Origin of the sequence: Sphingobacterium chungjuense (assembly GCF_011316935.1) — a bacterium.
Lineage (GTDB): Bacteria > Bacteroidota > Bacteroidia > Sphingobacteriales > Sphingobacteriaceae > Sphingobacterium > Sphingobacterium chungjuense.
This window is the reverse complement of sequence record NZ_WLYS01000004.1, coordinates 297694-323502: the sequence shown is the minus strand read 5'-3', so window position 1 is coordinate 323502 and position 25809 is coordinate 297694. Positions and strand designations below refer to the sequence as shown.

18 protein-coding genes and 5 tRNA genes are annotated in these 25809 nt (G+C 41.4%); 16 read left to right on the top strand and 7 right to left on the bottom strand.

The genetic code is table 11. From position 1 onward, the window contains the following. Positions 1 to 27: 27 nt before the first annotated feature. Positions 28 to 1422: an LLM class flavin-dependent oxidoreductase gene (locus tag GKO22_RS12035; RefSeq protein WP_166335343.1), complete on the bottom strand. Its 1395-nt coding sequence runs from the start codon at positions 1420 to 1422 to the stop codon at positions 28 to 30. Between the two features lie 369 nt (positions 1423 to 1791). Between GKO22_RS12035 and GKO22_RS12030 the strand changes: the two genes are divergently transcribed. Continuing rightward, on the top strand, positions 1792 to 2133 hold the full coding sequence (locus GKO22_RS12030; RefSeq protein WP_166335341.1) for a hypothetical protein: 342 nt from the start codon (positions 1792 to 1794) through the stop codon (positions 2131 to 2133). 75 nt (positions 2134 to 2208) lie between these two features. Here GKO22_RS12030 and GKO22_RS12025 read toward each other — a convergent pair whose 3' ends face one another. Continuing rightward, the gene (locus tag GKO22_RS12025) at positions 2209 to 3366 is read right to left on the bottom strand and encodes a BamA/TamA family outer membrane protein (RefSeq protein ID WP_166335339.1); all 1158 of its coding nucleotides are present in this window, start codon (positions 3364 to 3366) and stop codon (positions 2209 to 2211) included. 286 nt (positions 3367 to 3652) lie between these two features. On the opposite strand from GKO22_RS12025, the gene GKO22_RS12020 reads away from it, so the two are divergent. From GKO22_RS12020 to nusG, 8 genes are all read left to right on the top strand, one after another. Then, positions 3653 to 3725, top strand: a tRNA-Thr gene (locus tag GKO22_RS12020). Positions 3726 to 3751: 26 nt separating this feature from the next. Then, positions 3752 to 3835: transfer RNA gene (locus GKO22_RS12015), tRNA-Tyr, on the top strand. Between the two features lie 49 nt (positions 3836 to 3884). Then, a tRNA-Gly gene (locus GKO22_RS12010) sits at positions 3885 to 3960 on the top strand. A gap of 94 nt (positions 3961 to 4054) precedes the next feature. Then, a tRNA-Thr gene (locus GKO22_RS12005) sits at positions 4055 to 4126 on the top strand. 75 nt (positions 4127 to 4201) lie between these two features. Continuing rightward, positions 4202 to 5389 (top strand): elongation factor Tu, encoded by a 1188-nt coding sequence (tuf, locus tag GKO22_RS12000; protein WP_116774028.1) that lies wholly within the window; start codon positions 4202 to 4204, stop codon positions 5387 to 5389. A gap of 212 nt (positions 5390 to 5601) precedes the next feature. After that, a tRNA-Trp gene (locus tag GKO22_RS11995) sits at positions 5602 to 5672 on the top strand. 32 nt (positions 5673 to 5704) lie between these two features. After that, positions 5705 to 5899, top strand: coding sequence for a preprotein translocase subunit SecE (gene secE / locus GKO22_RS11990; protein ID WP_066756859.1), 195 nt, complete (start codon positions 5705 to 5707; stop codon positions 5897 to 5899). Positions 5900 to 5918: 19 nt separating this feature from the next. Beyond that, on the top strand, positions 5919 to 6464 hold the full coding sequence (gene nusG, locus GKO22_RS11985; protein ID WP_116774030.1) for a transcription termination/antitermination protein NusG: 546 nt from the start codon (positions 5919 to 5921) through the stop codon (positions 6462 to 6464). A 218-nt stretch (positions 6465 to 6682) separates the two neighbouring features. On the opposite strand, the gene GKO22_RS11980 is transcribed toward nusG, so the two are convergent. From GKO22_RS11980 to GKO22_RS11965, 4 genes are all read right to left on the bottom strand, one after another. After that, positions 6683 to 8152, bottom strand: coding sequence for a glycine--tRNA ligase (locus tag GKO22_RS11980; RefSeq protein ID WP_166335337.1), 1470 nt, complete (start codon positions 8150 to 8152; stop codon positions 6683 to 6685). A 61-nt stretch (positions 8153 to 8213) separates the two neighbouring features. Beyond that, positions 8214 to 8675 carry a thioredoxin-dependent thiol peroxidase gene (gene bcp / locus GKO22_RS11975; RefSeq protein ID WP_166335335.1) on the bottom strand — a complete coding sequence of 154 codons (462 nt, stop codon included), beginning with the start codon at positions 8673 to 8675 and terminating at the stop codon, positions 8214 to 8216. Between the two features lie 12 nt (positions 8676 to 8687). After that, positions 8688 to 10409 (bottom strand): M23 family metallopeptidase, encoded by a 1722-nt coding sequence (locus GKO22_RS11970; RefSeq protein WP_166335333.1) that lies wholly within the window; start codon positions 10407 to 10409, stop codon positions 8688 to 8690. A 3-nt stretch (positions 10410 to 10412) separates the two neighbouring features. Next, positions 10413 to 11024: a fumarylacetoacetate hydrolase family protein gene (locus tag GKO22_RS11965; RefSeq protein WP_166335331.1), complete on the bottom strand. Its 612-nt coding sequence runs from the start codon at positions 11022 to 11024 to the stop codon at positions 10413 to 10415. 381 nt (positions 11025 to 11405) lie between these two features. On the opposite strand from GKO22_RS11965, the gene GKO22_RS11960 reads away from it, so the two are divergent. The 7 genes from GKO22_RS11960 (at position 11406) to GKO22_RS11930 (ending at position 24743) form a co-directional block, all read left to right on the top strand. Continuing rightward, positions 11406 to 14555 carry a SusC/RagA family TonB-linked outer membrane protein gene (locus tag GKO22_RS11960; protein ID WP_166335330.1) on the top strand — a complete coding sequence of 1050 codons (3150 nt, stop codon included), beginning with the start codon at positions 11406 to 11408 and terminating at the stop codon, positions 14553 to 14555. Positions 14556 to 14595: 40 nt separating this feature from the next. Next, on the top strand, positions 14596 to 16059 hold the full coding sequence (locus tag GKO22_RS11955; RefSeq protein WP_166335328.1) for a SusD/RagB family nutrient-binding outer membrane lipoprotein: 1464 nt from the start codon (positions 14596 to 14598) through the stop codon (positions 16057 to 16059). A gap of 168 nt (positions 16060 to 16227) precedes the next feature. After that, a complete protein-coding gene (locus tag GKO22_RS11950; RefSeq protein WP_166335326.1) occupies positions 16228 to 16707 on the top strand; it encodes a gluconate 2-dehydrogenase subunit 3 family protein in 480 nt (159 codons plus the stop codon). Between the two features lie 7 nt (positions 16708 to 16714). Continuing rightward, positions 16715 to 18430, top strand: coding sequence for a GMC oxidoreductase (locus GKO22_RS11945; protein ID WP_166335324.1), 1716 nt, complete (start codon positions 16715 to 16717; stop codon positions 18428 to 18430). Between the two features lie 209 nt (positions 18431 to 18639). Further along, the gene (locus GKO22_RS11940; protein ID WP_166335322.1) at positions 18640 to 21768 is read left to right on the top strand and encodes a SusC/RagA family TonB-linked outer membrane protein; all 3129 of its coding nucleotides are present in this window, start codon (positions 18640 to 18642) and stop codon (positions 21766 to 21768) included. Between the two features lie 24 nt (positions 21769 to 21792). Beyond that, a complete protein-coding gene (locus GKO22_RS11935; protein ID WP_166335320.1) occupies positions 21793 to 23367 on the top strand; it encodes a RagB/SusD family nutrient uptake outer membrane protein in 1575 nt (524 codons plus the stop codon). A 188-nt stretch (positions 23368 to 23555) separates the two neighbouring features. Further along, positions 23556 to 24743 (top strand): YbfB/YjiJ family MFS transporter, encoded by a 1188-nt coding sequence (locus GKO22_RS11930; protein WP_166335318.1) that lies wholly within the window; start codon positions 23556 to 23558, stop codon positions 24741 to 24743. A gap of 58 nt (positions 24744 to 24801) precedes the next feature. On the opposite strand, the gene nrdF is transcribed toward GKO22_RS11930, so the two are convergent. After that, positions 24802 to 25788: a class 1b ribonucleoside-diphosphate reductase subunit beta gene (nrdF, locus tag GKO22_RS11925; RefSeq protein ID WP_166335316.1), complete on the bottom strand. Its 987-nt coding sequence runs from the start codon at positions 25786 to 25788 to the stop codon at positions 24802 to 24804. Positions 25789 to 25809 lie beyond the last annotated feature (21 nt).

The window sequence follows — 25809 nt, the reverse complement described above, 5'->3', positions numbered from 1 at the left end:
GAGATTTCTTTTGGTTAGCTAATACTCTTAGGACGTGATTGCTGGGATTTGATCTTTTACGATATGTCTATACGACGCTCCGCGATGGTTGCCGGAGAGGCGTGCACCTTGGCCAAACAGCTTTTCACGCAGTGTGCCCGATTGATATTGAGTCTGGTATACACCACGTTTTTGCAATTCTGGAACGATATATTCGACGATATCTTCAAATGTTTGATGGGCCAAGATGTAGGCCAAGTTAAAGCCGTCAATATCGGTGTCTTCGATCCAGCTTTGCAATTCATCTGCGACCGTTTGTGGCGAACCGACAAGCACCGGTCCATTTCCACCTACGCTCGTCCACTTGGCCACTTCTTCAATTGTCCAGACTCGGTTTGGATCAGCATTTCGATAAGAATCAAGTATGGATTGTATCGCGTTAGTTTGAATTTGCGCTACTTGATCTTTAGCTTGATATTGAGAGAAATCGATACCAGACCAACCAGATGCTAGTGTCAATGCGCCATCATAACTTCCATATGATTGATATTCTTTGAATTTCTTTTGTGCTATAGCATCTGTTTCGTCGGTAACGATAGATAATAGATTGTAGATTTTGACGGAATATGGATCTCTTCCCACTTCCATTAATTTTTGCCGAATACTGGATACGATTGTTTTTGTTGAACTTTTTGAAGGTCCTGCAATAAAGATGCATTCTGCATTTTCGCCCGCAAATTTTTGTCCTCTAGCCGAAGCTCCAGCTTGATATAAAACGGGTGTACGCTGTGGCGACGGCTCAGATAAGTGAATTCCGGGCACACTGAAGTATGCTCCATCATGTGAGATTGGATGGACTTTCAAGTGGTCTGCAAAAATTCCTTTTTCTTTGTCCCTAAGAATAGCCTCATCTTCCCATGAACCTTCCCATAGTTTGTACAGCACTTCCAGGTATTCATCAGCGAGCTCATAACGTTCATCATGATTTAATTGCTTTTTCAGGCCGATATTCTTAAAACCACTTTCTAGATACGACGTGACGATATTCCAACCTATACGGCCTTTAGTTAAGTGATCCAACGTGCTCATACGCCGAGCAAAAGGATAGGGATGTTCAAATGATATGGAGGTCGTTACACCAAAACCAAGATGTTGTGTGACAGTGGCCATCGCAGGAATAATTTGTAAAGGATCGTTTATAGGTACTTGCACCGCGCCACTCAACGCATGTATACTATTCTGTTGATACACATCATAAATGCCTAGTACATCGGCAATGAATATCCCGTCAAAAAAACCTTTTTCTAATATTTTAGCGAGATCTGTCCAGTACTCCAGATCCTTATATTCTGTAGATCGATCTTTCGGATGCCGCCATAAGCCTGGAGATTGGTGGGCAATGCAATTCATTTCAAATGCGTTGAAGCTGATTTTTTTTCCCATATCTATAATTATTAAATCCATTAAAGACTACAAAGTCTATAAAGATAGTATAATTTATTTTAAACAATGTATTTTGTTGAGTTAATAAAATATATTTCTTCATTGGAATTTTCGTAAAATCAAGTTTTACTATATAATAGCTGGTGACTGGTATTTTCTACGTGGCTCTATGACTACAAGTGTGTAAGTGTTTCTTCTATGCATTATGCATTATCTTGTATCTTTACCTCAATGTTTACCTTTATTCAGCATATAAACCACTTTTTTAGATCCAATAGCCGCCATGGTACACATTCTCCTTTTGTGTATGAGCTAGCAGATCAGGCTATATATAGGTCATCTGTATCCGTCTCCAAAGAACTTCATGGTTTGGAAACAATACCTCCACATTACCGCCAAGTATTGACTAGGGTGTTGTGTTATTGGAACAAAGAGAAGGTATATGATTTGCAGAGAGAGCGGGGAGACGTATTACTGGTGAAAGCGGAAGAACTTTCTAAAAGCATCATCTGCCAGCATCTTAACGACCATGCATTGCTAATAGTGGATGGCATCTACAAGAGTAAACGAAATCGATACGCATGGCACTGTGCCCGACAAGAGGATGAAGTGACGGTTAGTATTGATTTATTTCATTTTGGTATACTGCTTACTCGACCTGGTCAAGTAAAAGAAGATTTTGCTTTGCGTTATCCTTTTTGGATCAGGTAATTGCGCTATAGCAGATCCTCACCCAAATACAGGAAGCACCATTCGCTCATCGATAGTTGTCAAACTAACTTTTGACTAAAATGCTTCCGACAAACTTAAATAAAATCCTTTCTGACGTTGTTCGCCTGGTCGTTTTTCGCCGATAGCGTAATCAAAGCGAATGGTAGTGCGGTGCTCAAGATTGAAGAAATACCGAAGTCCAGCGCCATAGCTAGGAATCATCCGGATGTTTTGTTCATTAGAAAATGTACTTCCTGAACCAGCAAATGCGGTAATACCTAAGCGGGGATGAAAGCGGTAACGTGCTTCGACTTGTGCTGCTACAAAATTTTTGTCGCGGTATCGACCTAAATAATACCCGCGCATCATATTGTCACCGCCTAACTCATTAAGCACATAAAATGGTACATCCGATCCGTAGGTACCACGATAATCTAATTGAGCTGCAATCGTTAGTTTGTTGTTGATCGGTTGGTAATGGCGGAAATCGGTTTCTAATTGATGGCCATTGAAATTTTCACCGCCGAAAAAGTTCGGCGCATAACCATACTTAATACGTCCGTACCAGCCATTTGTTGTATATGTCGTATAATCTCGGGAATCATACAATGCCGACGTGCCCAGGATTAGATGTTTACCGCCAGCTTTCCCGCTGAATTGCTCTCTTTGAAAGATGCCATTGGCATCAGAACTCTCAAACTGAAAGTTTTCAAAGTTGACGTTCAAACCCGCATATATGGATGGAAGGATTTTTCGTTCCACATCAATTCTTGCTCGGAAAAGGCGATGTCCCAAGAATTCTTCATTGGCATGTTGGGTGGTATTTCCAATACCGTAGAAATTAAATGGCCAATCTCGGTATCGAATTTCGGATAAGATATGATAATCGTTATGGCGTGTCCAGATATCGGTATTTAGTTTGATATTCTTCTGCTTTTCTGTCGTAGCAGTTCCCATCAACGTGACCGTAGAAGTACGACTGTTGCGATCTGAGCGATCCATATAAAAATTGTACGAACTAGCCAGACCAAATTCAAGTCCTGTTTCCTGTGCATAACCCAACGCCGGTAATACGAAGAAACTTGATGCGCGAGTCGTGTCGGTCAATTGTGGAGAAAAGAATTTATGGAAGGTGCGTTTAATAAGACCTACATCTTCTACCTGAGCTTGACTCAAAATGGGGGATATACTAAATAAGGCAAGCAAAAAAACTTGCTGAAGATTGCATTTCATACTTCTTTAAATGTGCCCAAATATAGGGAAAGATTCAAGTATTCGATAAGGGCTACATTTGGCATCAAAATTATTTGGTTGCGAATCAGGCAAATGCATATTTGTGCGGTAGAAAAGACAAAATATTTTTTGATATATGGCTGGAGTCGCTATCTTTGCACCATTGAAAAACACAAGTAATTGTCGCTTCAAAAGTTCTTTAAAAGAAAAATGAAATAAAATTTGCAGAAGTCAATTTAAAGTAAGATTTTTGCACACGCTATCGGAAAGATAGTTGTCTAAATAAGCCTCCTTAGCTCAGCTGGTAGAGCAACTGACTTGTAATCAGTAGGTCATTGGTTCGATTCCGATAGGAGGCTCAAATGCGACAATACGTTGCAGGTCTGGAGGGGTTCCAGAGCGGTCAAATGGGACGGACTGTAAATCCGTTGCTTCGGCTTCGAAGGTTCGAATCCTTCTCCCTCCACCATAATTGGGTCTGTATAAAGTGATGTAAATTACCTTATACAGGCTTTCAAGCGGAAGTAGCTCAGTTGGTAGAGCGATAGCCTTCCAAGCTATAGGTCGCGAGTTCGAACCTCGTCTTCCGCTCCATTTATAGAACAATGTAATGTCTCTGTCTTTGTTTAGTGTTTTAATCTAAAAGGGGTAGGGGCATATATCTGTAAATAAGCTTTTAGGATTGAAAGCCGAAGTAGCTCAGGGGTAGAGCACTTCCTTGGTAAGGAAGAGGTCGTGGGTTCAAATCCCATCTTTGGCTCATTTAAATAAGTTTGTTACTTTTGTAAATACAATTTAATTAAGGAATAATTTATAATTACTAATTCGCATAAACATGGCAAAAGAGAAATTTGACCGGAGTAAACCACACTTAAACATTGGTACAATCGGTCACGTTGACCACGGTAAAACAACAACTACTGCAGCTATTACTAAAGTTTTGGCTGACAAAGGTTTTTCGGAAGCTCGTTCATTTGATTCAATTGACTCTGCTCCTGAAGAGAAAGAGCGTGGTATCACAATCAATACAGCACACGTAGAATACCAAACACAAAACCGTCACTATGCGCACGTTGACTGTCCAGGTCACGCTGACTATGTGAAAAACATGGTTACTGGAGCTGCACAAATGGACGGAGCTATCATCGTAGTTGCTGCGACTGATGGTCCTATGCCACAAACTCGCGAGCACATCCTTTTGGCTCGTCAGGTAGGTGTTCCTGCGTTAGTAGTTTTCTTGAACAAAGTTGACTTAGTGGACGATGCTGAATTGTTAGATCTAGTTGAAATGGAAGTTCGTGAACTATTATCTTTCTACGAATTCCCAGGTGATGATCTTCCAGTTATCAAAGGTTCTGCATTAGGTGCTTTGAACGGTGAAGAGCAATGGGTTGATTCTATCATGGAGTTGATGGACGCGGTAGATAACCATATTCCAATTCCTCCACGTTTGACAGATCTTCCTTTCTTGATGCCTGTAGAGGACGTATTCTCGATCACTGGTCGTGGTACTGTTGCTACTGGTCGTATCGAAAGAGGTGTAATCAACTCTGGTGATCCAGTTGAGATCTTAGGTATGGGTGCTGAAGATTTGAAATCTACAGTAACTGGTGTTGAGATGTTCCGTAAAATCTTGGATTACGGTGAAGCAGGTGATAACGTAGGTTTATTGTTACGTGGTATTGAGAAAACTGATATCCGTCGTGGTATGGTTATCGTGAAACCAGGTTCAGTAACTCCTCACTCTGATTTCAAAGCAGAGGTTTACGTATTGTCTAAAGCTGAAGGTGGCCGTCACACGCCTTTCTTCAACAAATACCGTCCTCAATTCTATTTCCGTACAACAGATGTAACTGGTGAGATCTCTCTAGAAGAAGGAACTGAAATGGTTATGCCTGGTGATAACGTTACGATCACTGTAAAATTGATCAACCCTATCGCAATGGAAAAAGGTCTACGTTTCGCTATCCGTGAAGGTGGTAGAACTGTAGGTGCTGGTCAGGTAACTGAAATCCTTAAGTAATCTATAGTAGATTATCTTAGCGCATATGAAATAAGCTAACCAGTTCTGCTGGTTAGCTTATTTTTTCAATGCCTATAAAAGGTAAGTCTTTCACATCCATATCGCTGCACTATTTTAGTAGTTATATTGGGTTTTAAAAGACAAAAAAAGTAAATAACATTTGCTGTAATGGTAGTTAAAACCTATATTTGCAGCATTCAAAAACAAATTCTACGGGCATAGTTCAATGGTAGAATAGAGGTCTCCAAAACCTTTGATCTGGGTTCGAATCCTAGTGCCCGTGCTAAGAAACTCTTAATACAAGTAAACTAACAAATGGCAAAAGTACTTGATTTTTTTAAAGACTCGTACGTCGAAGTTACCGAAAAGGTAACTTGGCCTACATGGGCACAATTGCAAAATCATGCGGTCATTGTGCTTGTTGCTTCTATCATTATTGCTTTGGTGATCTTCGCCATGGATAAGGTGTCGAGTAACGTACTAGAGCTTTTATACGGAATTAACTCTTAATTTACAGGAATTATAAGGTATGGCGGATCAAAGTCTGAAGTGGTACGTAGTTCGTGCTGTAAGTGGTAAAGAGAAAAAGGTAAAACAATATGTGGAGGCGGAGATCAATAGGCTCGGCATTCAACATTTGGTAACCCAAGTGCTCATTCCCATGGAGAAGTATTATCAAATGCGTGATGGCAAGAAAGTAGCCAAAGAGCGTAACTACTACCCTGGATATGTCTTGATTGAAGCTGCCTTAGATGGAGAGATTGAACACGCCATCAAAAATGTGAATAGCGTAATCGGTTTCTTAGGTGATAAAGCGGGTAATGCTATTCCACTTCGTCCTTCAGAGGTTAATCGCATCTTAGGTAAGGTCGATGAAATGGCCGAGCAAGGTGAAAGCATCAATGTTCCTTATTATGTAGGTGAGACTGTAAAGGTAAACGATGGTCCATTCAATGGCTTTACCGGTGAGATCGAAGAGGTGCATGAAGATAAAAAGAAACTTATTGTGATGGTGAAGGTTTTTGGTCGTAAAACACCATTAGAACTGAACTACATGCAAGTAGAAAAAGAATAAGTTTCTAAGACACAAGACATATAAAAGCCCTTTTGCAATTTGCAGAAGGGTTTTTTTGTGGTCTACGATTATAGTAGCCCATCATTACAGGATTTAGCTATTTTTATAGCTCCGCTAAAAAATGATTTCTGTATTTGCTGAATGCCCTCTATAAAACAACAAAGCGAGGTGCATGCACCTCGCTTTGTTGTTTTATGATGATCGTGATCTGTATCACATTACATCAACTGTTTCAATAAGTTAGTCCAACCTACATTATTCTGTATGATCTGCTGAAGCTGATCTACGCTGACACGCTCTTGCTCCATGCTATCACGATGACGAATTGTAACCGTATTATCTTCCAATGTTTGGTAGTCTACCGTGATACAATATGGCGTTCCGATCGCATCCTGACGACGATAGCGCTTGCCAATTGCATCTTTTTCATCATACTGCGTATTGAAGTCTAATTTCAATGTAGCAAGTATTTCCTTCGCCTTATCTGGCAGCCCATCTTTCTTCGTTAATGGCAATACCGCTGCTTTCACAGGAGCAATCGCTGGGTGGAATTTCAGTACTACACGTGAATCTTGCTTCTCCTCTGTTGATAAATCTTCATGTACCAACGAATTGGCGAAAACCGTTAAGAACAAGCGATCCAAACCGATCGATGTTTCGATCACGTAAGGCACATAATTCTGATTGACTTCTGGATCGAAGTACTGCATCTTCTTGCCAGAGAACTTTTGATGTTGGCTCAAGTCGAAATCGGTACGAGAGTGGATACCTTCTACTTCTTTAAAGCCAAATGGGAAATCGTATTCGATATCTACTGCGGCATTGGCATAATGCGCCAATTTCGCGTGATCATGATAACGGTATTTTGCCGCATCTGGTCCTAGTGCCAAGTGCCATTTCAAACGTAGTGCTTTCCACTTGTCGTACCATTCCATTTCGGTACCAGGGCGCACAAAGAATTGCATTTCCATTTGTTCAAATTCGCGCATGCGAATGATGAACTGGCGTGCAATGACTTCATTACGGAAAGCCTTACCTATTTGTGCAATTCCAAAAGGAACTTTCATACGGCCAGTTTTCTGCACGTTGAGGAAGTTGACAAAGATTCCTTGTGCTGTTTCCGGACGTAGGTAGACTTGTTCAGCCCCATCGGCCATGGCGCCCATTTGCGTCGCAAACATCAGCTTGAACTGACGAACATCGGTCCAGTTCTTAGTTCCCGACATCGGACAAACGATATTATGCTCTTCGATAAGTGCTTTTAGCTTCGCTAGATCATCTGCATTCAAAGCAGCATCTAATGCCTTCTGGAGTTCGGCAGCTTTATCGCTTTTCCCGTCCTTTTCGTAGCGATCGATTTTGTCTTCGATCAATTGATCCGCTCTATATCTTTTTTTAGAATCTTTGTTATCAATCATCGGATCGCTAAAACCATCCACGTGGCCAGAAGCTTTCCAAGTAGTTGGATGCATGAAAATCGCCGCGTCGATCCCGACGATGTTATCATTCAATTGCACCATAGATTTCCACCAGTAGGTCTTTAAGTTATTTTTCAACTCCGAACCTAGTTGACCATAGTCGTAGACAGCACTTAGGCCATCGTAGATTTCGCTTGATGGGAATACGAAACCATACTCCTTGGCATGCGAAATGATATTTTTAAAAAAATCGTCTATCTGTTTGCTCATAAGTAGCAAATATAATTATTTAAGGCATGCAAAAGGATATGCATTTTGCTTTGTTAAGGGTTTATTTATACAATGCTCTGATCTGTTCTGAAGCATTTTTATTATCAACTTTTTTGATGATGTGGGCGATCTTACCTTGCTCATCAATCACGAATGTCGTGCGTGCTGTGCCCATGTATTTTTTGCCATACATATTCTTTTCTACCCACACGCCATAATCATTTACTATTTTCTGATCTTCATCGGCCAATAAATTAAAGGGCAACTCGTGCTTCGCAATGAACTTTTGGTGCGATTGTTCGCTGTCAATACTAACGCCTAACACCTCGAACCCGTCTTTCAACAAACTCTGGTAATTGTCTCTAAAATTACAGGCTTCCGTAGTACATCCTGGTGTATTATCCTTCGGATAAAAATATAAGATGACGCGTTTGCCCTTGAAGTCTGATAGATGAATGGTATTACCTTCCTGATTTTTGGCGGTGATAGCCGGAGCTTGATCGCCAATTGCTAATGTGCTCATATAAAACCTTGTTTATCGTGTAAATTCTGCTTGATAGATACGTTCATTATCTTTCCAATCTTTGACCACCAATCGAAACTCGTGTTTTCCTTTGCTTAAGGAGGATTGGAAGGTATGCCAAAGGTGTCTATTTTTGGGATCGTACTCCATCAACACCCATTCGCCATCGATGTACCCATCAAATGACTGAATGCCCGAGAAATTGTCAGAGATCGTAAAATCGATCTTTGATTGTTGCGCCACATTCTTTCCTTGGCTGAGATTGCGCGGCGTGATGCTCGGTGCTACGGTATCGACTGCCACATAAAACGAACCTAAGTTGCGCGTATTCACAACGACCCAGCCATCCTCATATTTGCCACCTTCCGAACCGGATTGTGTAGAGGCGATCAAAGCTTTGTCGCGTAATCTTTCTGGCAAGCTGGTTGGCTTGATTTTTAGTTGATAGGTGCTGAAGAGCGGCGTCATCGGATTGTGTACATGGTGGATTTCAGAATAACCACCAGCCGGTTTTGCACTGCTGCTATATAGAAAATCCAGATCGGTATACAACACACCTTTTGGAATGTCCAACTGAATGTGGTCTTTCGCAAATTGGTTATTCTTATTGTATGGCATTAATTGCCCTTTTACCGTATTGGCCTTCGGCTGATAATTTGCGGAGTTCTGAATCTGAAAGTTAAGCTCCGAACAATTGCCTTTTACATCCTTCACCACGTATTTCACATCGTGAACCTGATTGTCTTTTAACTCCAAGATCCCATCATTCGGAAGATGATGGAAGATCTCAATTGGGTTGCCGGGATCTTTAAAGCTTTTTTGGTATTTTGCTTTCGAACGTTTCCATTGAGCGTAATCAATATACGAATGTATACCGCGTGAAGTATTGAAATCCAATTCCTCAAATAGGACAGTAGACATCGGCTGGCCGTCAATAAACAGTTCGATCGAGTACACCCCATTTTGAAATCCACCAGCGCGATGCCGATCAATGGTGTTGATGCCGAGTCCAAACTTTCCATTGACTTGTATTGCAGCATTATTACTCAGTCTGTAATCCGTGCCGTTCACCGCGCGTACGGATACTGGTCGGCGGAAGGTGTTTTCGTTGAACATGCTTTCGCCCAAATCATACACCATCAATCCTTGAATAGTTGGCGCAAAGCGATCTGTAAATTGCAAACCAAACAGCTGTGTGTTTAGCGGATGTTGGCTCTTGGTATCTCGGATTTCAAAATGTAAATGCGGCCCGCCAGAAGCGCCCGTATTTCCTGAATTGGCAATGACGTCACCTTTTTGGAAGCTTAAAGTGCCTTTGTCTACCATGACATCCACATCGAACTTTTTTTGCTTGTATTGTTCGGCGCGTACAATGTTGGTCAATGCATCGTTGAAGTTTTCGAGATGCAGGTACACCGAGGTGTATCCATTGGGATGATCAATGTAAACCGAATTGCCACCACCACCGATTTGTACGCGAACGCGAGAAACTTGTCCGTCCGCAACCGCATAAACCGGCAAACCGGTACGTTGCTGCGTACGATAATCATCGCCAGCATGAAAGTGCGTAGAACGCAGTTCGCCAAACGTGCCTGAAGCATCTGGGGTAATATTTAGTGGCGAACGGAAGTAATTGACCGGATAATCCCGCGTCGTAATAAATTTGTTTTGTTGAGCCTGCACAGCCAATGCTCCAAAAAGGCCTGCCAGCAGACTGGAAAATAATCTTTGCATGCTTTATTTAATTTGGCAACTAAACATTTTTCGCTCTCCCAAATAACCTTCTAGCAGATCGCCAATCTGTACCGGGCCAACACCTTCGGGCGTTCCCGTGTAGATCAAATCACCTTTGCGTAAAGTGATCCGCTCAGAGATATAGGCGATCAATTGATCGAAATGAAAGATGACATCTTTGGTATTGCCTGATTGCACGGTTTCTCCATTTTTCTGTAGCGAGAAGGATAGGTTAGATAAGTCACCCAGTTCTTCTTTTGGGATTAGCGGACTGATCACAGCGGATTGATCAAATGCTTTGGCCAGTTCCCAAGGCAAACCTTTCTCCTTATGTTTTTGCTGAATATCTCTTGCTGTAAAATCAATCCCTAATCCGATCGCATCATAGTACTTGTGCGCAAACTTCTCGGCGACATGTTTGCCCTCATTACATATACGCAATACTACTTCCACTTCGTAGTGGATATCCTTCGAGAATTCAGGATAATAAAAGTCTTTATCGTCTCGTAGTACGGCTGTGTCTGGTTTTAGAAATATCACCGGCTCCTCCGGTACAGGGTTGTTTAGCTCTTTTGCGTGGTTGATATAATTGCGTCCTATGGCGACTATCTTCATGGATTTATTGAGTTAAATGTAAGGCGTGTTGATGTGCTTGTGAGCAGTAAATCATCTCAGCATAACAAATATAAGCAAATCGCGAGCCGAGACAAGAGAGAAGGAGGATTGCTTACATGGCGTGAAATGATTATTTAATTATTCAGCAGCGGAGTTGCTAAAATATATTGTTGTTATAAATACGTGTTTTTGTTAAATACGATGCTTTTTATAGTGTTTTGTAGCAATAATGATCCATCAAATGCTAAAAAGTGACTATAATTGTCTAATCACTACTGAAAAACTAATGATTTCCTCTGATTTCTTAGTTTTACAACAAGACTAACTTCCGTATTGGCGGATAAGATAATGCACGAACACACACTAACTACATATTTTACTATGGAAAGAAAACTATTCAGTTTTATTTTGGCGTGGCTACTTCTGATGGGAATAGCGCATGCTCAGACGCGAACAATCTCCGGTAATGTTGTATCGTCTCGCACAGGTCAGCCATTAGCGGGAGCTACAGTACGCGCTACAGGAACGGATACGGCCGTACAAACTAATGCACAAGGTAAGTTTACGATCGATCTATCTGGAAGTACAAGCACACTTACAGTTAATTTCGTTGGTATGCAACAGCAAATATTTCCCTTGGGCAGCGATAACACAATTAACATTCAATTGGATGATGAAGATCAGAGCGTTGGTGAAGTTATCGTTACCGCGCTTGGCGTACAGCGAACGCGAAACTCACTAGGATATAGCGTTCAGGCTATTAAAGGAGAAGATTTGTCTATGGTACGTCAGCCAGATTTGAATACGGCATTAGCAGGTAAGATTGCTGGTGTACAAGTACAATCTACGTCTGGTGCCGCTTTCGGTACTTCTACCATTCGTATTCGTGGTATCAACTCGCTATCGGGGGGGAATCCAATTTATGTGGTGGATGGAATGATTACTGAGCCAGAAGCCGTTAACATGGATGATGTAGCCGATCTTACGGTTTTAAAGGGACCAGCAGCGACAGCGTTGTACGGTCAGCGTGGTTCAGAAGGTGCGGTAGTTATCAAGACATTAGGCGGACGTACACGTGATGGCGTTGGTGTGAACTTCAACCAAGCAACATCTTTTGAAAGCGTTTATTTATTGCCTAAATATCAAAATGAATATGCTGGTGGATACTCGCAAGAATGGAGTACGTATAACCACAATCCTAATATAGCACCAGACTATTTAGCACCATATGATGGTGTGAATATCTTAAATTATGGAGCTGATGAAAGCTGGGGTCCACGTATGGATGGTACGATGTATATGCCATTTTATGGATGGGATCCATCTCACCCTCAATTTGGTCAGCTAACAGCCTTAGTGCCTCAACCAAACAATGTTCGTGATTTTTACAATACGGGCGTAAGCGCAAATACTAACATAGCTTTTGATAAAGCAGGAGATAATTACCAAACTCGATTCTCGTTTACGAATGTTTCTCGCACAGGTATAGTGCCAAATAGTAAGTTGGGGAGAAATTGGTTTTCTACAAACTCTTCCTTAAATCTGACAGATAAACTAACCGTATCTGCTAATGTGAACTTCCAACATGAGGTGTATAATAACCGACCAAAGGATGGTTACAGTTCTCAAACTACAGGGTCTTTTAATCAGTGGTTTCAGCGTCAGTTGGACATGAGCACGTTGCGTGACTATAAACGTCCGGATGGTACCTTTAGAAGTTGGAATATTGTGAGTCCAACAAATCCTAATCCTGCATATTGGGATAATCCATACACAGAAGTTTATGAAAATACACAACTTGACACTTATCAGCGGATCTATGGTAATATTACCGCAAGTTATCAATTAACGAATGCCCTGAGTGCTTCCGTGATTGCGCGAGGAAATTTCCTGAACATGGAGGAGACTGAACGTATTGCCAGTGGTACCTTGCAACAAGCGAGTTATTCTCAATACTTAAATAATCAAGATGAGGTAAACTATGTTGGTACATTGGCGTTCAAAGAACAATATGGAGATTTCACCGTGGATGCGGCCGCATTTGGAGAGTATCGTCGCAATCAACGTCGTTTCACAGATGCAGCGACTGCCGGTGGTTTAGCAGTACCAGGTTTGTATACTTTGGAAGCCTCTATTGACAGACCAACAGTTCAAACCAGATATTTTGATCAACGAGTCAATTCGCTCTATGGTTATGCTGCGGTTGGTTATAAAGATTTTCTATATTTAGAAGGAAATATCCGTAATGACTGGTCTTCTACACTACCAAGGGACAATAATTCATTTTTATATGGAGGATTATCTACCTCGTTTATTTTCAGTCATTTTATCGAGCCGAATGAGTTTTTCTCTTTTGGTAAATTGAGAGCCTCATTCGCTAAAGTAGGTACAGATACCGATCCATATCAGATCTTGCAAACATATAACATTCGTAACGCGTACGGAAGTAATCCGCTATTAACAGTACCTGATGTTATTCCAAATGCAAATCTATTACCAACCCTATCTACTTCGTACGAGATTGGTACCGAGTTGCGCTTCTTCAATAGCCGTTTATTATTTGATTTTAACTACTACACGCGTAGTGCTACGAATCAGATCCTAAACTTGCCGATTTCAGGTACTACAGGTTTTGCGCAAAGTTTGATTAATGCAGGTCGGATTGATAATCATGGTTACGAATTTACCCTAGGTGGTACACCTATTCGCAACAGTAATTTCAAGTGGGATCTAAATGCCAATATCGGTATCAATAGAAATAAAGTAGTTCGTCTAGATGAACAAGTAAGCAATCTACAAATAGAATTAGACGATACACCTTCCTCTTTCGGATTCGTAGGTTCTCCATTGATTACTTTGAATGCGTATGAAGGCCAGCCATATGGTCAATTGATCGGTATGGGGATTGTGAAAGACGATAATGGTAACCGAGTGGTGGGTGAAGATGGGTATTATCTACGGGAAGACAATATGAATTTGGGAAGCATTATTCCAGATTTTACTGGTGGTCTTACGTCATCTTTCTCTTACAAAAATTTCCGTGCTGGTTTCTCACTTGACTTTCAAAAAGGGGGTAAATACATGTCTATCTCTTCTATGTTCGGAAATTATACCGGCGTATTGGCCGAAACTGCAGGTTTGAATGAAAACGGTGTACCTCGTCGTGATCCAGTTGAAAATATGGGTGGTACTCTCTTACCTGGTGTTAAGGAAAATGGGGAAGTCAATGATATCTTTGTAGATACCCAAAATTTGTATGAAAATGATATGTTCTCGTTATGGGAAGAATGGGTATATGATCGTAGTTTTATCAAGTTAAGAGAGGTAAATATTGGATATGATCTGCCAACTCGATTATTCCAAAACACACCATTTAAATCGGCTAGTTTCTCATTAATAGCGACGAATCCTTGGTTGATTTATGCGAAAAATCGAAATGTAGATCCGTCAATCTTAGAAACATCTTGGTTTGAAGGTGGGCAATTGCCAAGTACACGTTCTTGGGGTTTCAGTCTTCGTTTAGGTTTGTAAGGGAAGATAAATCAAGTAATCATCAATAAGCTCAATAACAATGAAAAGATATATAAAACAATTAAGTACTTGTGTGGTAGTTGCCGCTGTACTGAGCAGCTGTACCAAGAACTTTGAATCCATCAATACAAGTCCAAACGATGCACTAAATCCTAATACAACTCTATTGTTGTCCAATGCATTACGCTCTTTGGGTAGTCAGACAGAAGGTGTTGCCGGCTGGGCCAAGGATTTGTATCCACAATATATGGCCGAAATTCAATATACAAGTGAATCTCGCTTTCAAAACACGATCTACAACTTCTATCCTATATACAATGCACCATTGCAGGATCTGCAGACGATCATTGCGCTAAATATGGATCCTGTAGCCTCTACGCAGGCTTATGTGACTGATGGTGGAGATAGTGAAAGTCAAATTGGTGTCGCCAGAGTGCTTAAAGCATTCTACTTTATGCACATGACCGATCGTTGGGGTATGATACCATACAGCGAAGCGCTGCAAGGTAGAGCCAATCTGACACCAAGCTATGATTCGCAAGAATCTGTATATAACGCGCTATTTGTAGAGCTGACCGAAGCACAAGAGCAATTAAAAGGCGGAGGATCTGTCAATGGAGATATTGTTTTTAACGGCAACGTTAGCCAATGGGTAAAATGGGCAAATACTTTACGTATGGCTGCCGCTTTGCACATTCGTAAAGTAAATCCAGAAAAGGCTAGAACTGAATTTTTAGCGGCATATGAAGCCGGTGCCATGTCAGCCATAGGGGATAATGCGGTATTTCGCTACTTAAATGACGCCAATAACCAAAGTCCGTTATTCAATAATTATGAAGTGACCGGCCGTGTGGACTACGCAGTAAGTGAATACATGATCGAACAACTCGAACTGCATAACGATCCTAGATTGTCGATTTTTGCGCTTCCAGCATTAAGCACAGGCACATATGTAGGGATGCCTTTCGGTTTAATACAAGGACAGACTGGTGCGTACAATCGTGAAAATGTTTCCTTAATTGGAGATCGTTTCACGGCACAAAATTCTGAACTTCCGCTCAGCACCTATGCGCAAGTCGAATTTATGTTGGCTGAAGCTGCTTTTCTTGGATGGATTCCTGATGCGCAAACACATTATCTCAATGGAATACGTGCATCGTTTATGCAATATGAAGTAGAAGACTTAGAAGAGTCCTATGCTGAGTATGTAGCGCAACCAACAGTTGCTTATAATCCAGCGTCAGGTCTAGAACAGATTATTACTCAAAAATGGTTTGCCAACTATATGGCCAATGGTTATGAATCTTGGACGGATTGGAGACGGACTGGTTTTCCTCGTTTAAATCCCGGACCTGCGCCACAAAATACCAACGGTAGCTTGCCAAGAAGACAAGCTTATACTACGGAAGAGGCCGGTCGAAATACGCAAAGTTACCAAGATGCTATTGCTCAACAGGGAGCTGATGCATTAACCACACGAGTTTGGTGGGATGTAGAAGATTAGATTATCTTAATTTTAAGCATTAAACATGAAAAAGGATTACGAGAGTAATCCTTTTTCATGTTTATATATATTGTAACAGATATGATGTGTCAAATATTCGATTTAGCATCATCCAACATTCAATATTATTTGTAAATTGGCCGGATCAATTATCTACAAACACACAACATGAAGAGAAGAGAGGTCATCAAACAAATGTTTGTGATGGCGGGTGGTCTATTGATAGCTAGTTCTTGCGATTTCAGCGGGAAGAAAGCATCTATCGCCCTCCAAAATATCGATTTTTCGGCAGATGATGAAGAGCTTTTAGGTCATCTAGTGAATGTGATCATTCCGGAAGGCGATTCGCCAGGCGGTAAAAGTCTAAACTTGCATTTATTCGTGATGAAAATGCTGGACGATTGCGCATCGCCAGAACAACAAGAAGCCTTCTTGGTCGGTCTAAAAAAATGTCACAAAGAATCGAGTAACGATGATGCCAAACTGTTAGCTTATCTAAAAGGTTTACCCGAAGATGATCAGTTTGCTACCATGCTAAAAGCGCGTACCTTACAAGGTTACCTCAACTCAGAGTACGTGATGACTAATAAATTGATCTATGAATTAGTACCAGGTAGATATGATGGTGCTGTGAAGATAAACGCGTAAACTAATTATGGCAAATTTAAATATTGACTCCGTCAAAGACAGAAGCTATGATGCGATTGTGATCGGATCTGGAATCAGTGGTGGATGGTCGGCAAAGGAATTGTGTGAGAAGGGATTAAAAACGCTAGTATTGGAACGCGGTCGCGATGTAAAACACATCAAAGATTATCCGACGACAAATATGAATCCTTGGGAGTTTGAACATCGCAATGAGATGACTTTTGCGGACAAACAAGAAAATCCCATCGTCAGTCGTTGCTATGCTTTTCATGAAGATGCGGCGCATTTCTTTGTGAAAGATAAGGAGCATCCTTACGTTCAGGATAAACCATTTGACTGGATCCGTGGATATCAAGTAGGCGGTAAGTCATTGCTTTGGGCACGGCAAACGCAGCGTTGGTCGGACTTTGACTTTGAAGGACCACAGCGTGATGGTTTTGCCGTCGATTGGCCGATTCGCTATCAAGATCTCAAACCTTGGTACGATTATGTAGAGCGCTTTGCCGGCATCGCTGGTGATAAAGATGGATTGCCAGAATTGCCTGATGGCGAATTCTTGCCGGGATATCCACTCAACGTAGTAGAGAAATACTTCAAACAAAGCGTAGAAAAGAAATACCCAGAGAGAAAAGTTATCTCTGCACGTTGTGCGCATATTTCCAAACCACAGCCTATACATATTGAGCAAGGCCGTACGCAATGTCAAAATCGTACGTTATGCCAGCGTGGCTGTCCATTTGGTGGTTACTTTAGCTCCAATGCATCTACATTGCCGTGGGCGGCGAAAACGGGTAACATGACCTTGCGTCCTGATGCGGTGGTACATTCCATTTTGTATGATAAAGATAAAGGTAAAGCGATCGGTGTACGTGTAATCGATCGGAATAGCAAAGAAGAGATTGATTTCTATGCGAAAGTGATCTTTGTAAATGCTGCTGCAATCAATACCAATCTTATTTTATTGAATTCCAAATCCGAACGTTTTCCAAACGGTTTGGGGAATGACAGCGGGACGTTAGGTAAATATGTGGCATTTCATAATTATAGTGCTCGCATTTATGCGGAGTACGAAGGCCTTTCTGATTTTACGACGGCAGGTCGTAATCCTGCAGGTGGGGGCTATATTCCACGGTTTCGAAATTTGCATAAACAAGAAACAGATTACTTACGCGGATATGCAGCAGGATTTGGAGCTTGGCGTTCTAAAAACTCAGATCGTAGTGGTTGGGGAGAAGAATTGAAAAACTCCTTGCTCAATCCAGAGTGGGGCAATTGGGGTGTGGGTTCGCACATGATGGGCGAGACTATTCCAAAAGAAGCCAGCTATGTCGCGCTAGATAAATCGCAACAAGATGATTGGGGTATCCCATTGCTACACATCTCGGTAGATTATGATGATAATGATGCCAAGATGAAAAAGGATTACCTCGATACGATGGAAGAAATGTTTACGGAAGCCGGTTTTACCAACATCCGTAGAGACGAGAATTCCCAAGCTCCAGGTTTGGACATTCACGAAATGGGCGGTGCCCGAATGGGACATGACCCGAAAACTTCTGTGCTCAATAAATGGAATCAGATGCACGATGTACCCAATGTATTTGTTACAGATGGTGCGGCGATGACATCTACTTCCACACAAAATCCATCTCTCACCTATATGGCTTTTTCGGCAAGATCAGTAGATTACGCTGTGAATGAGCTGAAAAAAGGTAATCTGTAACGATTCCAATACATATACATTACATCATTGACGGAATGCGGAAAATATTTATGAAAAATATTTCGGCATTCCGTTAAAGTTTTGTTAATTGCTGCCGAAGAACACAACAATTATAAACATCGGGGGTCAACGCTTATTCTTCATTTAGTAAGCCTTTTTTTATTGACCGTCGATAAAACGATTTAGCACAATTTTAAATTTGATGATGTATGAAAAACATGTACAATCCTGATGGGCGTCTATGGACTGCGCTATTAGCTGTTGCTGCACTCAGCTTCAACAGTCTGCAAGCGATTCCAAATTCTCCCCGCGCTGGTGAGCGGACACAGATTACACAGCGCCAAGAAAAGGTGATGGGTCGCGTGAACGATGCTAGTACCAATGAACCTATTAGCGGTGTTACGATTACCGTAAGAGGCACCAATGTAAGTACGCAAACGGATGAAAACGGACAGTTTACCATTGATGCTAGCAATGGACAAACACTCGTTGCTACCTTTTTAGGCTACAAAAGAGCTGAAATGCGTGTTAGCTCTACTACAGTGAACTTCTCCTTAGATACCGAAGGTGAGGATCTGGAAGAAGTCGTCGTAGTAGGTTACGGTACGATGCGTAAGTCAGACGTGACTGGATCTATCTCGATCGCTAAAGGTTCGGATATGATCAAAAACCAAAACTTTAGTGCGTTAGACAATTTACGTGGTCAAGCTGCCGGTGTGAATGTGTATTCCAACTCAAGCCAGCCAGGTGCGTATGCTAACCGCGTAGTAATTCGTGGTACCGCTTCCATCAACTCTTCTTCGAGCCCGCTTTATGTAGTGGACGGAGTAGTGATGGAAAATTTCCACTTGGTAAATCCGAATGATATTGAGCGTATGGAAGTGTTGAAAGATGCTTCTTCTGCAGCGATTTACGGTGCACGTGGAGCCAATGGGGTAATCTTGGTTACCACAAAAAGAGGTTCTAAAGATGGGCGCAAAACCATCAGTTACCAAGGATCAGCTAGTGTCAGCTCTCCGCAACGTTATATGGATCTTCTGAATGCAGAAGAGTGGGTACAGGCCTTTATGATTGGTTTGGAAAATGAAAACACCTACATGCCAGATAAATACAATTGGTCTCTTGATCGTAAAGACTGGTTCAATGATCCAAACTACTTTGATGCTAATGGTAACCCATTGTACGATACCGATTGGCAGCGCGAGGCTACTCGTACTGTCCTTTCTCAAAATCATCAGTTGAACATCCAACAAGGAGATGAGAATTCTTCTATGGGAGCTTTCATTAATTATACTGATCAGCAAGGTGTGGTCAATAATACCTACAACAAACGTGTAAACGGTAAGTTGGCTTACGATTCGAAAGTAAAGGATTGGCTTTCTACAAGCATCAACTTGACGGCGAATCATACTTTCGGTCGCTTTACACCGGAAGATGGTGGCGGTCAGGAAGCACGTCGTACGATGATCGAGATGCTACCTTGGTTGCCAGTGTACCAACCTGATGGGCAATACTCATTCTCGGGCTCTTCTACTGTCAATGGTTTATTGGGTTTCGAGGGGATGTCCAATCCAGTTTCTATCTTAGATCTACAAGAAAGACGTCGTGCGAATACCCAAATCTTTGGTAACGCGGCCTTGACTTTCCACCTAGCTGATGGTTTGGATTTGAAAACTCAGTACGGTGTAGATAAGCAAAGAAGACAGTACAATGGTTATTCGTCTGTATTGCTGCATAATATTTCTCGTCCAAACGGTTGGGCACAAATTGAAAACGAAGACATCTTCTACTGGCAACAAGAAACGTACTTAAGCTACAACAAACAGTTCAATAATCACCGTATCAACGCGGTAGCTGGTTTATCGTGGCAAGGACGTGAGCGTAACTTCAGTATGAATCGTACCGAAGGCTTTACTAATGACTTCTTCAAGTGGAATAACATGGCAGCCGGTTCTTTACCGCAAGCACCACAGTCGGCTTATGAACGTTGGGGTATGAACTCGTACTTTATGCGTGCAGCCTACACATTAAACGATAAGTACTCGGCTACAGTTACTGGTCGTTATGATGGTTCTTCTCGTTTTGGAGCAAACAATAAATTCGGTTTCTTCCCATCTATGGGTCTGGCTTGGGTCGCATCTAATGAATCTTTTTTGCAAGATGTATCTTGGTTGAATAATTTGAAATTGCGCAGTAGCTTTGGTATCACGGGTAACTCCGAAATTGCCCCTTATCAGTCGATCGGTAGAGCGATTAACAATACGCAACTATTGAATGGTACACGTGTATCCACCTCTTACTTGGGGAATTTGCGTAATGACGACTTGAAGTGGGAAAAAACAGCTACGATCGATGGAGGTTTTGAATTAGGTTTATTTCAAAATCGTTTGAACTTCGATATCTCCTACTACAATCGTAGAACAACCGATTTGCTTTTACAAGCACCGCTTCCAAATGCATCTGGATTTGAGTTCGTAACCCAAAATATTGGTGCGGTAAACAACAGAGGTTTTGATATTATGATTAGCGGTGCTCCGGTACGTAATGATAACTTCCAGTGGACGTCTACTATCAATATGAACTACAACAAGAATCGCGTTGTTCAATTAGCAAACAACAACGCGGATATTCTTCAAAATAGCTTTGTATCTGGTCCAAACAGTGTAATCCGTGTTGGTGAAAACTTAAACAGCTTCTACGGATACCGCCGTAATGGCATCTTTACAGTAGAAGATTTTGAGAATGGTCTAATTACTAGAGAGCAGATTGGTAGACCAAATCGTTCGGCAAATCAGGAAATCCTAGGTAAAGGTATTCCAGATTGGTCAGGAAGTTTCATCAATACATTCAACTACAAGAATTTTGATATGACGGTTGATATGCAGGTTGTCTATGGTGTAGAGACATTGCAACAATTCTATCACTCTACCTACGATCGTTTTGGTATCACCAATGGTTTGAGCGAAATTTTGACAGATGCTTACAGTCCTTCTAATCCAAACACGATGCAGCAAGCTATTTTCTTGACTAATGGCGGTCACGCTGGTCAGGATACGCGTATCGATTCTTCTTGGATTGTGGATGGTTCATTCCTACGTTTTAACTTGATTCAAGTAGGTTATTCGTTTGATACATCATGGGCGCAACGTTTGGGCATCTCTGGTTTACGCGTGTATGCTAGTGCAAATAACCCATGGGTAATCACTTCCAAAGACTTTAAAGGATATGATCCTGAAAGTACTTCAACAGGAGATGGAAATAAGTTTGGTCAGAATGTAACGTTCTTCTCTTATCCGAGAGCAAAAACATTCACATTTGGTTTGAACCTAACGTTGTAATTAACCATTTAATACTTAAGACAGATGAATTTTAAATATATCATATTAGGACTTAGTGTGTCAACTATGTTGAGCATGAGTTCTTGTAAAGACTTTTTGGATGAAAATCCAAGAACTGATGTGGGTGAAAATGATTATTACACCACGCAGGCACAAGCACAAGAAAACGTCAATACCTTGTATCGCTTAGGAGCACCTACTTTTTATGGTAATGCCAATGGCGCGTATCAAGGACCTTTTGCTTCTATTCCAGTCATGTTGACGGGCTATTTCGAAAATAGTTACGAGGGACAAGAGCAGATCAACCAGTATTCGCGTTTGTTGACTAGACAACAAAATACACGTATTGTATCCAACAGAGTAAATGAAATTTGGCGTACTGCTTTTCAAGCAATTAATATTGCGAATGGTGCGATCAAAAATATTCCTAACATCACTATGCCTGATGATGTAAGAGCGAGGTTGACTGGAGAAGCCAGATTCTTCCGTGCTTTCAACTACTTTTTCATGGTAAAAATGTTTGGCGGTTTGCCGTTATCTACTGATCAATACGCGAGCTTGGATCAAGATTTCTTTTTAGCACGAAGTGCGCCAGCAGAAGTGTATAAAGTAATCGAAGAAGACCTTATTTATGCGGTAGAATCGTTGCCTGATGGCATCTTTAATAGTAGTGGCCGTCGTGTCAATAGAAATGTGGCGGCAATAGCGCTAGCGAATGTATACTTGCAACAAAACAAATATGCAGAAGCCGTACCTTACATTGATATCGTGCTTCAGTCAGGTCATACGTTAGCAACCAATACTGACCTTGCCGCAAATAGTGCTTACAATAAATTGCGTACTTCGGATCTTTTGGAAGAAACGATTTATGCGATGGAGTTTGACGCCGTAATCAACCCTGGAGGCTCATGGCCAACATATGGTTTTACAGCCTCCGCGAATGCTATCTTCGATAAGTATACCATCTTCGAGCGTGTTTATGGCCCTACTAATCGCTTCTTGAACGTATACGAAGATGACGATTTGCGAATTAAACCTAATCAGTATTACCATTGGAGCTATACCAATCCTTTAAATGGTAGAACATGGAATGGTGGTACGGTTGCAGGTGTATGGGCTTTTGTAGAAGAAGATGCTTTGTTAAATACAGGTCGCTCCGTGAAAGATCGTAATATTTACCGTTATGCAGAAGCGCTGTTAATCGCAGCAGAAGTGAAAGCGAGAGCAACGGGAGTTGCAACAGCAGCAGGTCACTTAGCAGAAGTGAGAGCACGTGCAAGTACAACTGGTGAAACAGTGGCGGCAATTACTTCACAATTGCAAGGCTTATCGGTTGATCAATTCGTGCAAGAAGTATGGAAAGAGCGTTTGCGCGAATTGCCGTTAGAATTCAAAATGTGGGATGACTGTCTGCGTACAGGCATGTTCCCTAACATTTCGTCAACGGTAAAAGGTCAAGTTACTTTCCAACCGCTAGTAGGAGCAGCGAATGGTTCAGGAGCTACATTCAAACAGTCGGATTTAGTTTACCCGATTTCGATGGACGAGCTACAACGTAACCCTAACTTAGAGCAAAACCCAGAGTATCAAAGGAATTAATATTCTGGTATATCCATTATCAAAGCTACAGCAGAAATGCTGTAGCTTTTTTTATTTTACAAACATTTTATTGTCTTTGCATAAAACATGTTAACTTATAATAGGTTACATTTGAAAAGTTGAAATTTTAAATTTGTTTTACGCCATGATATCAATTGTGATGAACATGCTATATACAATGATAAAGCATGATGCGCTTTAAAGATAAAAGTCCATATTGGCTAGCAGGCCTGTTAAGCACATTAATTGGATTAGGTATTGGAAGATTTGCCTTTACCGCATTGATTCCGCTACTTATTCAAGATGGTTGGAGTTCCGCTTTTGAAGCAGCTCAATTGGGTGCTGCGGCACTGGTGGGCTATTTGGCAGGACCCATATTCGTCAATGTGACGCAAAATAGGTTTCGGACAGCCACGATGATCAAGGTAGCTCTAATATTGTGTGCACTTGGATACATATTTGTAGCGTGGCATGATTTGGGTTTTTACTGGATGTATGTGTGGCGATTCTTAGCTGGTTTTGGCGGTGCTTTGCTGATGGTGTTATCTCCGACATTGATCTTGCCTTATTACAAAAAATCACAGAATAGAGGTTTGCTTTCTGGTATCGTTTTTTCCGGTATCGGTATTGGTGTCTGCGTTTCCGGTTTGCTGATTCCGTATTTGTATGAGCACATTGGTTTGTCGGAAGTTTTCATCGCTCTTGGTCTGGTGTGCCTGCTTTTTACTTGGCTTACATGGAGCACTTGGGATCGTGTACCTGTCGTGTCAGAAAGCCAGCCGCTGGGCGATCATTCTACCGTGCGATTTGATTACCGTAACAAAAACTTTTTGTTGCTCCTAACAGCCTATTGCTGTAATGCGGTAGGCTATATACCGCACACACTATTTTATGTAGATTTCCTAGTACGGCAAATGCATAAGAGCTTCGCATTTGGTGCTATGGGTTGGACATTTTTTGGTATTGGTGCACTTTTGGGCCCCGTTTTATTGGGCAAACTATCCGATCTCATCGGATTGAAAAATACCATTCTAGTAAGTTATTTTATATATATATTGGCCGTGTTTATGCCCGTCTTAATCACATATGATATCGTATTTTATGCTTCGGCTTTTATTGTAGGCTTTTTTACGCCCGGCATGATTACGCTGATATCTTCTTACGCCTTGCGTATTTTTGGAGATCTGAAATATAAACTCGCCTGGAGCAACCTGACCTTGGGTTTTTCCTTTTTTCAAGCTATTGGGGGATTTTCTATGGCTTTTTTGATCAAGAATGATAATTATTATCCGCTATTTTACATTGGGGGAGTATTCCTTATCGTTTCGTTTATATCGATTTTAGCCATCAAACACAAAGAAACCAAAGGAACATAAAAATGCCCCATATTACGTTTTTACTATGGGGCATTTTATGCTTTAGCTTTTATGAGCACTAAATATCTACCGTAGCATCCATTTCAAAATCTTCGTGCATCAAATGCACAATTTCTGTCGCTTTCTCGTAGTTGGTTGATTTCTTTGAGAAGAAATCGTGTTGTGTCGTTTCTGTGCTTAGCCCATTCATCACAATAGGGTTGACTTGCTTCACTTCGAATATCGGTTCAAAGGCTAAATTCATCAACGCTTTATTCCCATTGTAACGCACATATTCTTTTACCTCTGCGGTCAATCCTACGACCGTGTATAATTCTTCAGTGTACTTCAATTCATTCTCGTACAAGTCATTTAGAAGCCTCAAGAAACGCGCTTTGACTTCTTCCTTGTTCGGTAGACGGTTGAAGACTTCCTGTGCCATCAATCCGACGAAGACACCGTGTATCGATTCGTCTGCGATGATCTTTTTGATAATATCTGCTGAGGCCACCATTTGCCCTTGGCCACATAACCACAATGGCAAGAAGAAACCCGAATAGAACAAGAATGACTCCAGCAATACCGAAGCACCTAAGGCCATGAAAAGCTCTTCGTCGGTCACTGTTTCTTTGTCGATCGCGCGGTAATATTGATCGATAGTCGATGCCTTGTACTGCAAAAATTTATTTTCGGATACCCAGCCAAATACATCGTTGATCTCATTGGTAGTAGACACCGTGGTGAAGATCGTAGAGTAGGATTTAGCGTGAATCGCTTCCATCATACACATGTACGATAGCACCGCTTTATTTTGTAGGGAATTGATATGGTCAATGATCTTAGGCATGCCGGTGTGGCTTTGCAACGTATCTAGCAAAGTCAAGCCGCCCAAGGCTTTTTTATAGCATTCTTTCATATCCCAGCTCAAGCCTTTCCAGCTATCAATATCCTTAGAAGGAATGTATTCGGTATCGATCCAAAATTGCTTAATATTCTGTTCCCAGAACATCAATGCATAATCATTATCGGGTGTGTTCCAGTTTACTGCGGTATATTGTTTGCTCATGGTTTGCTTTATAACTTAAAG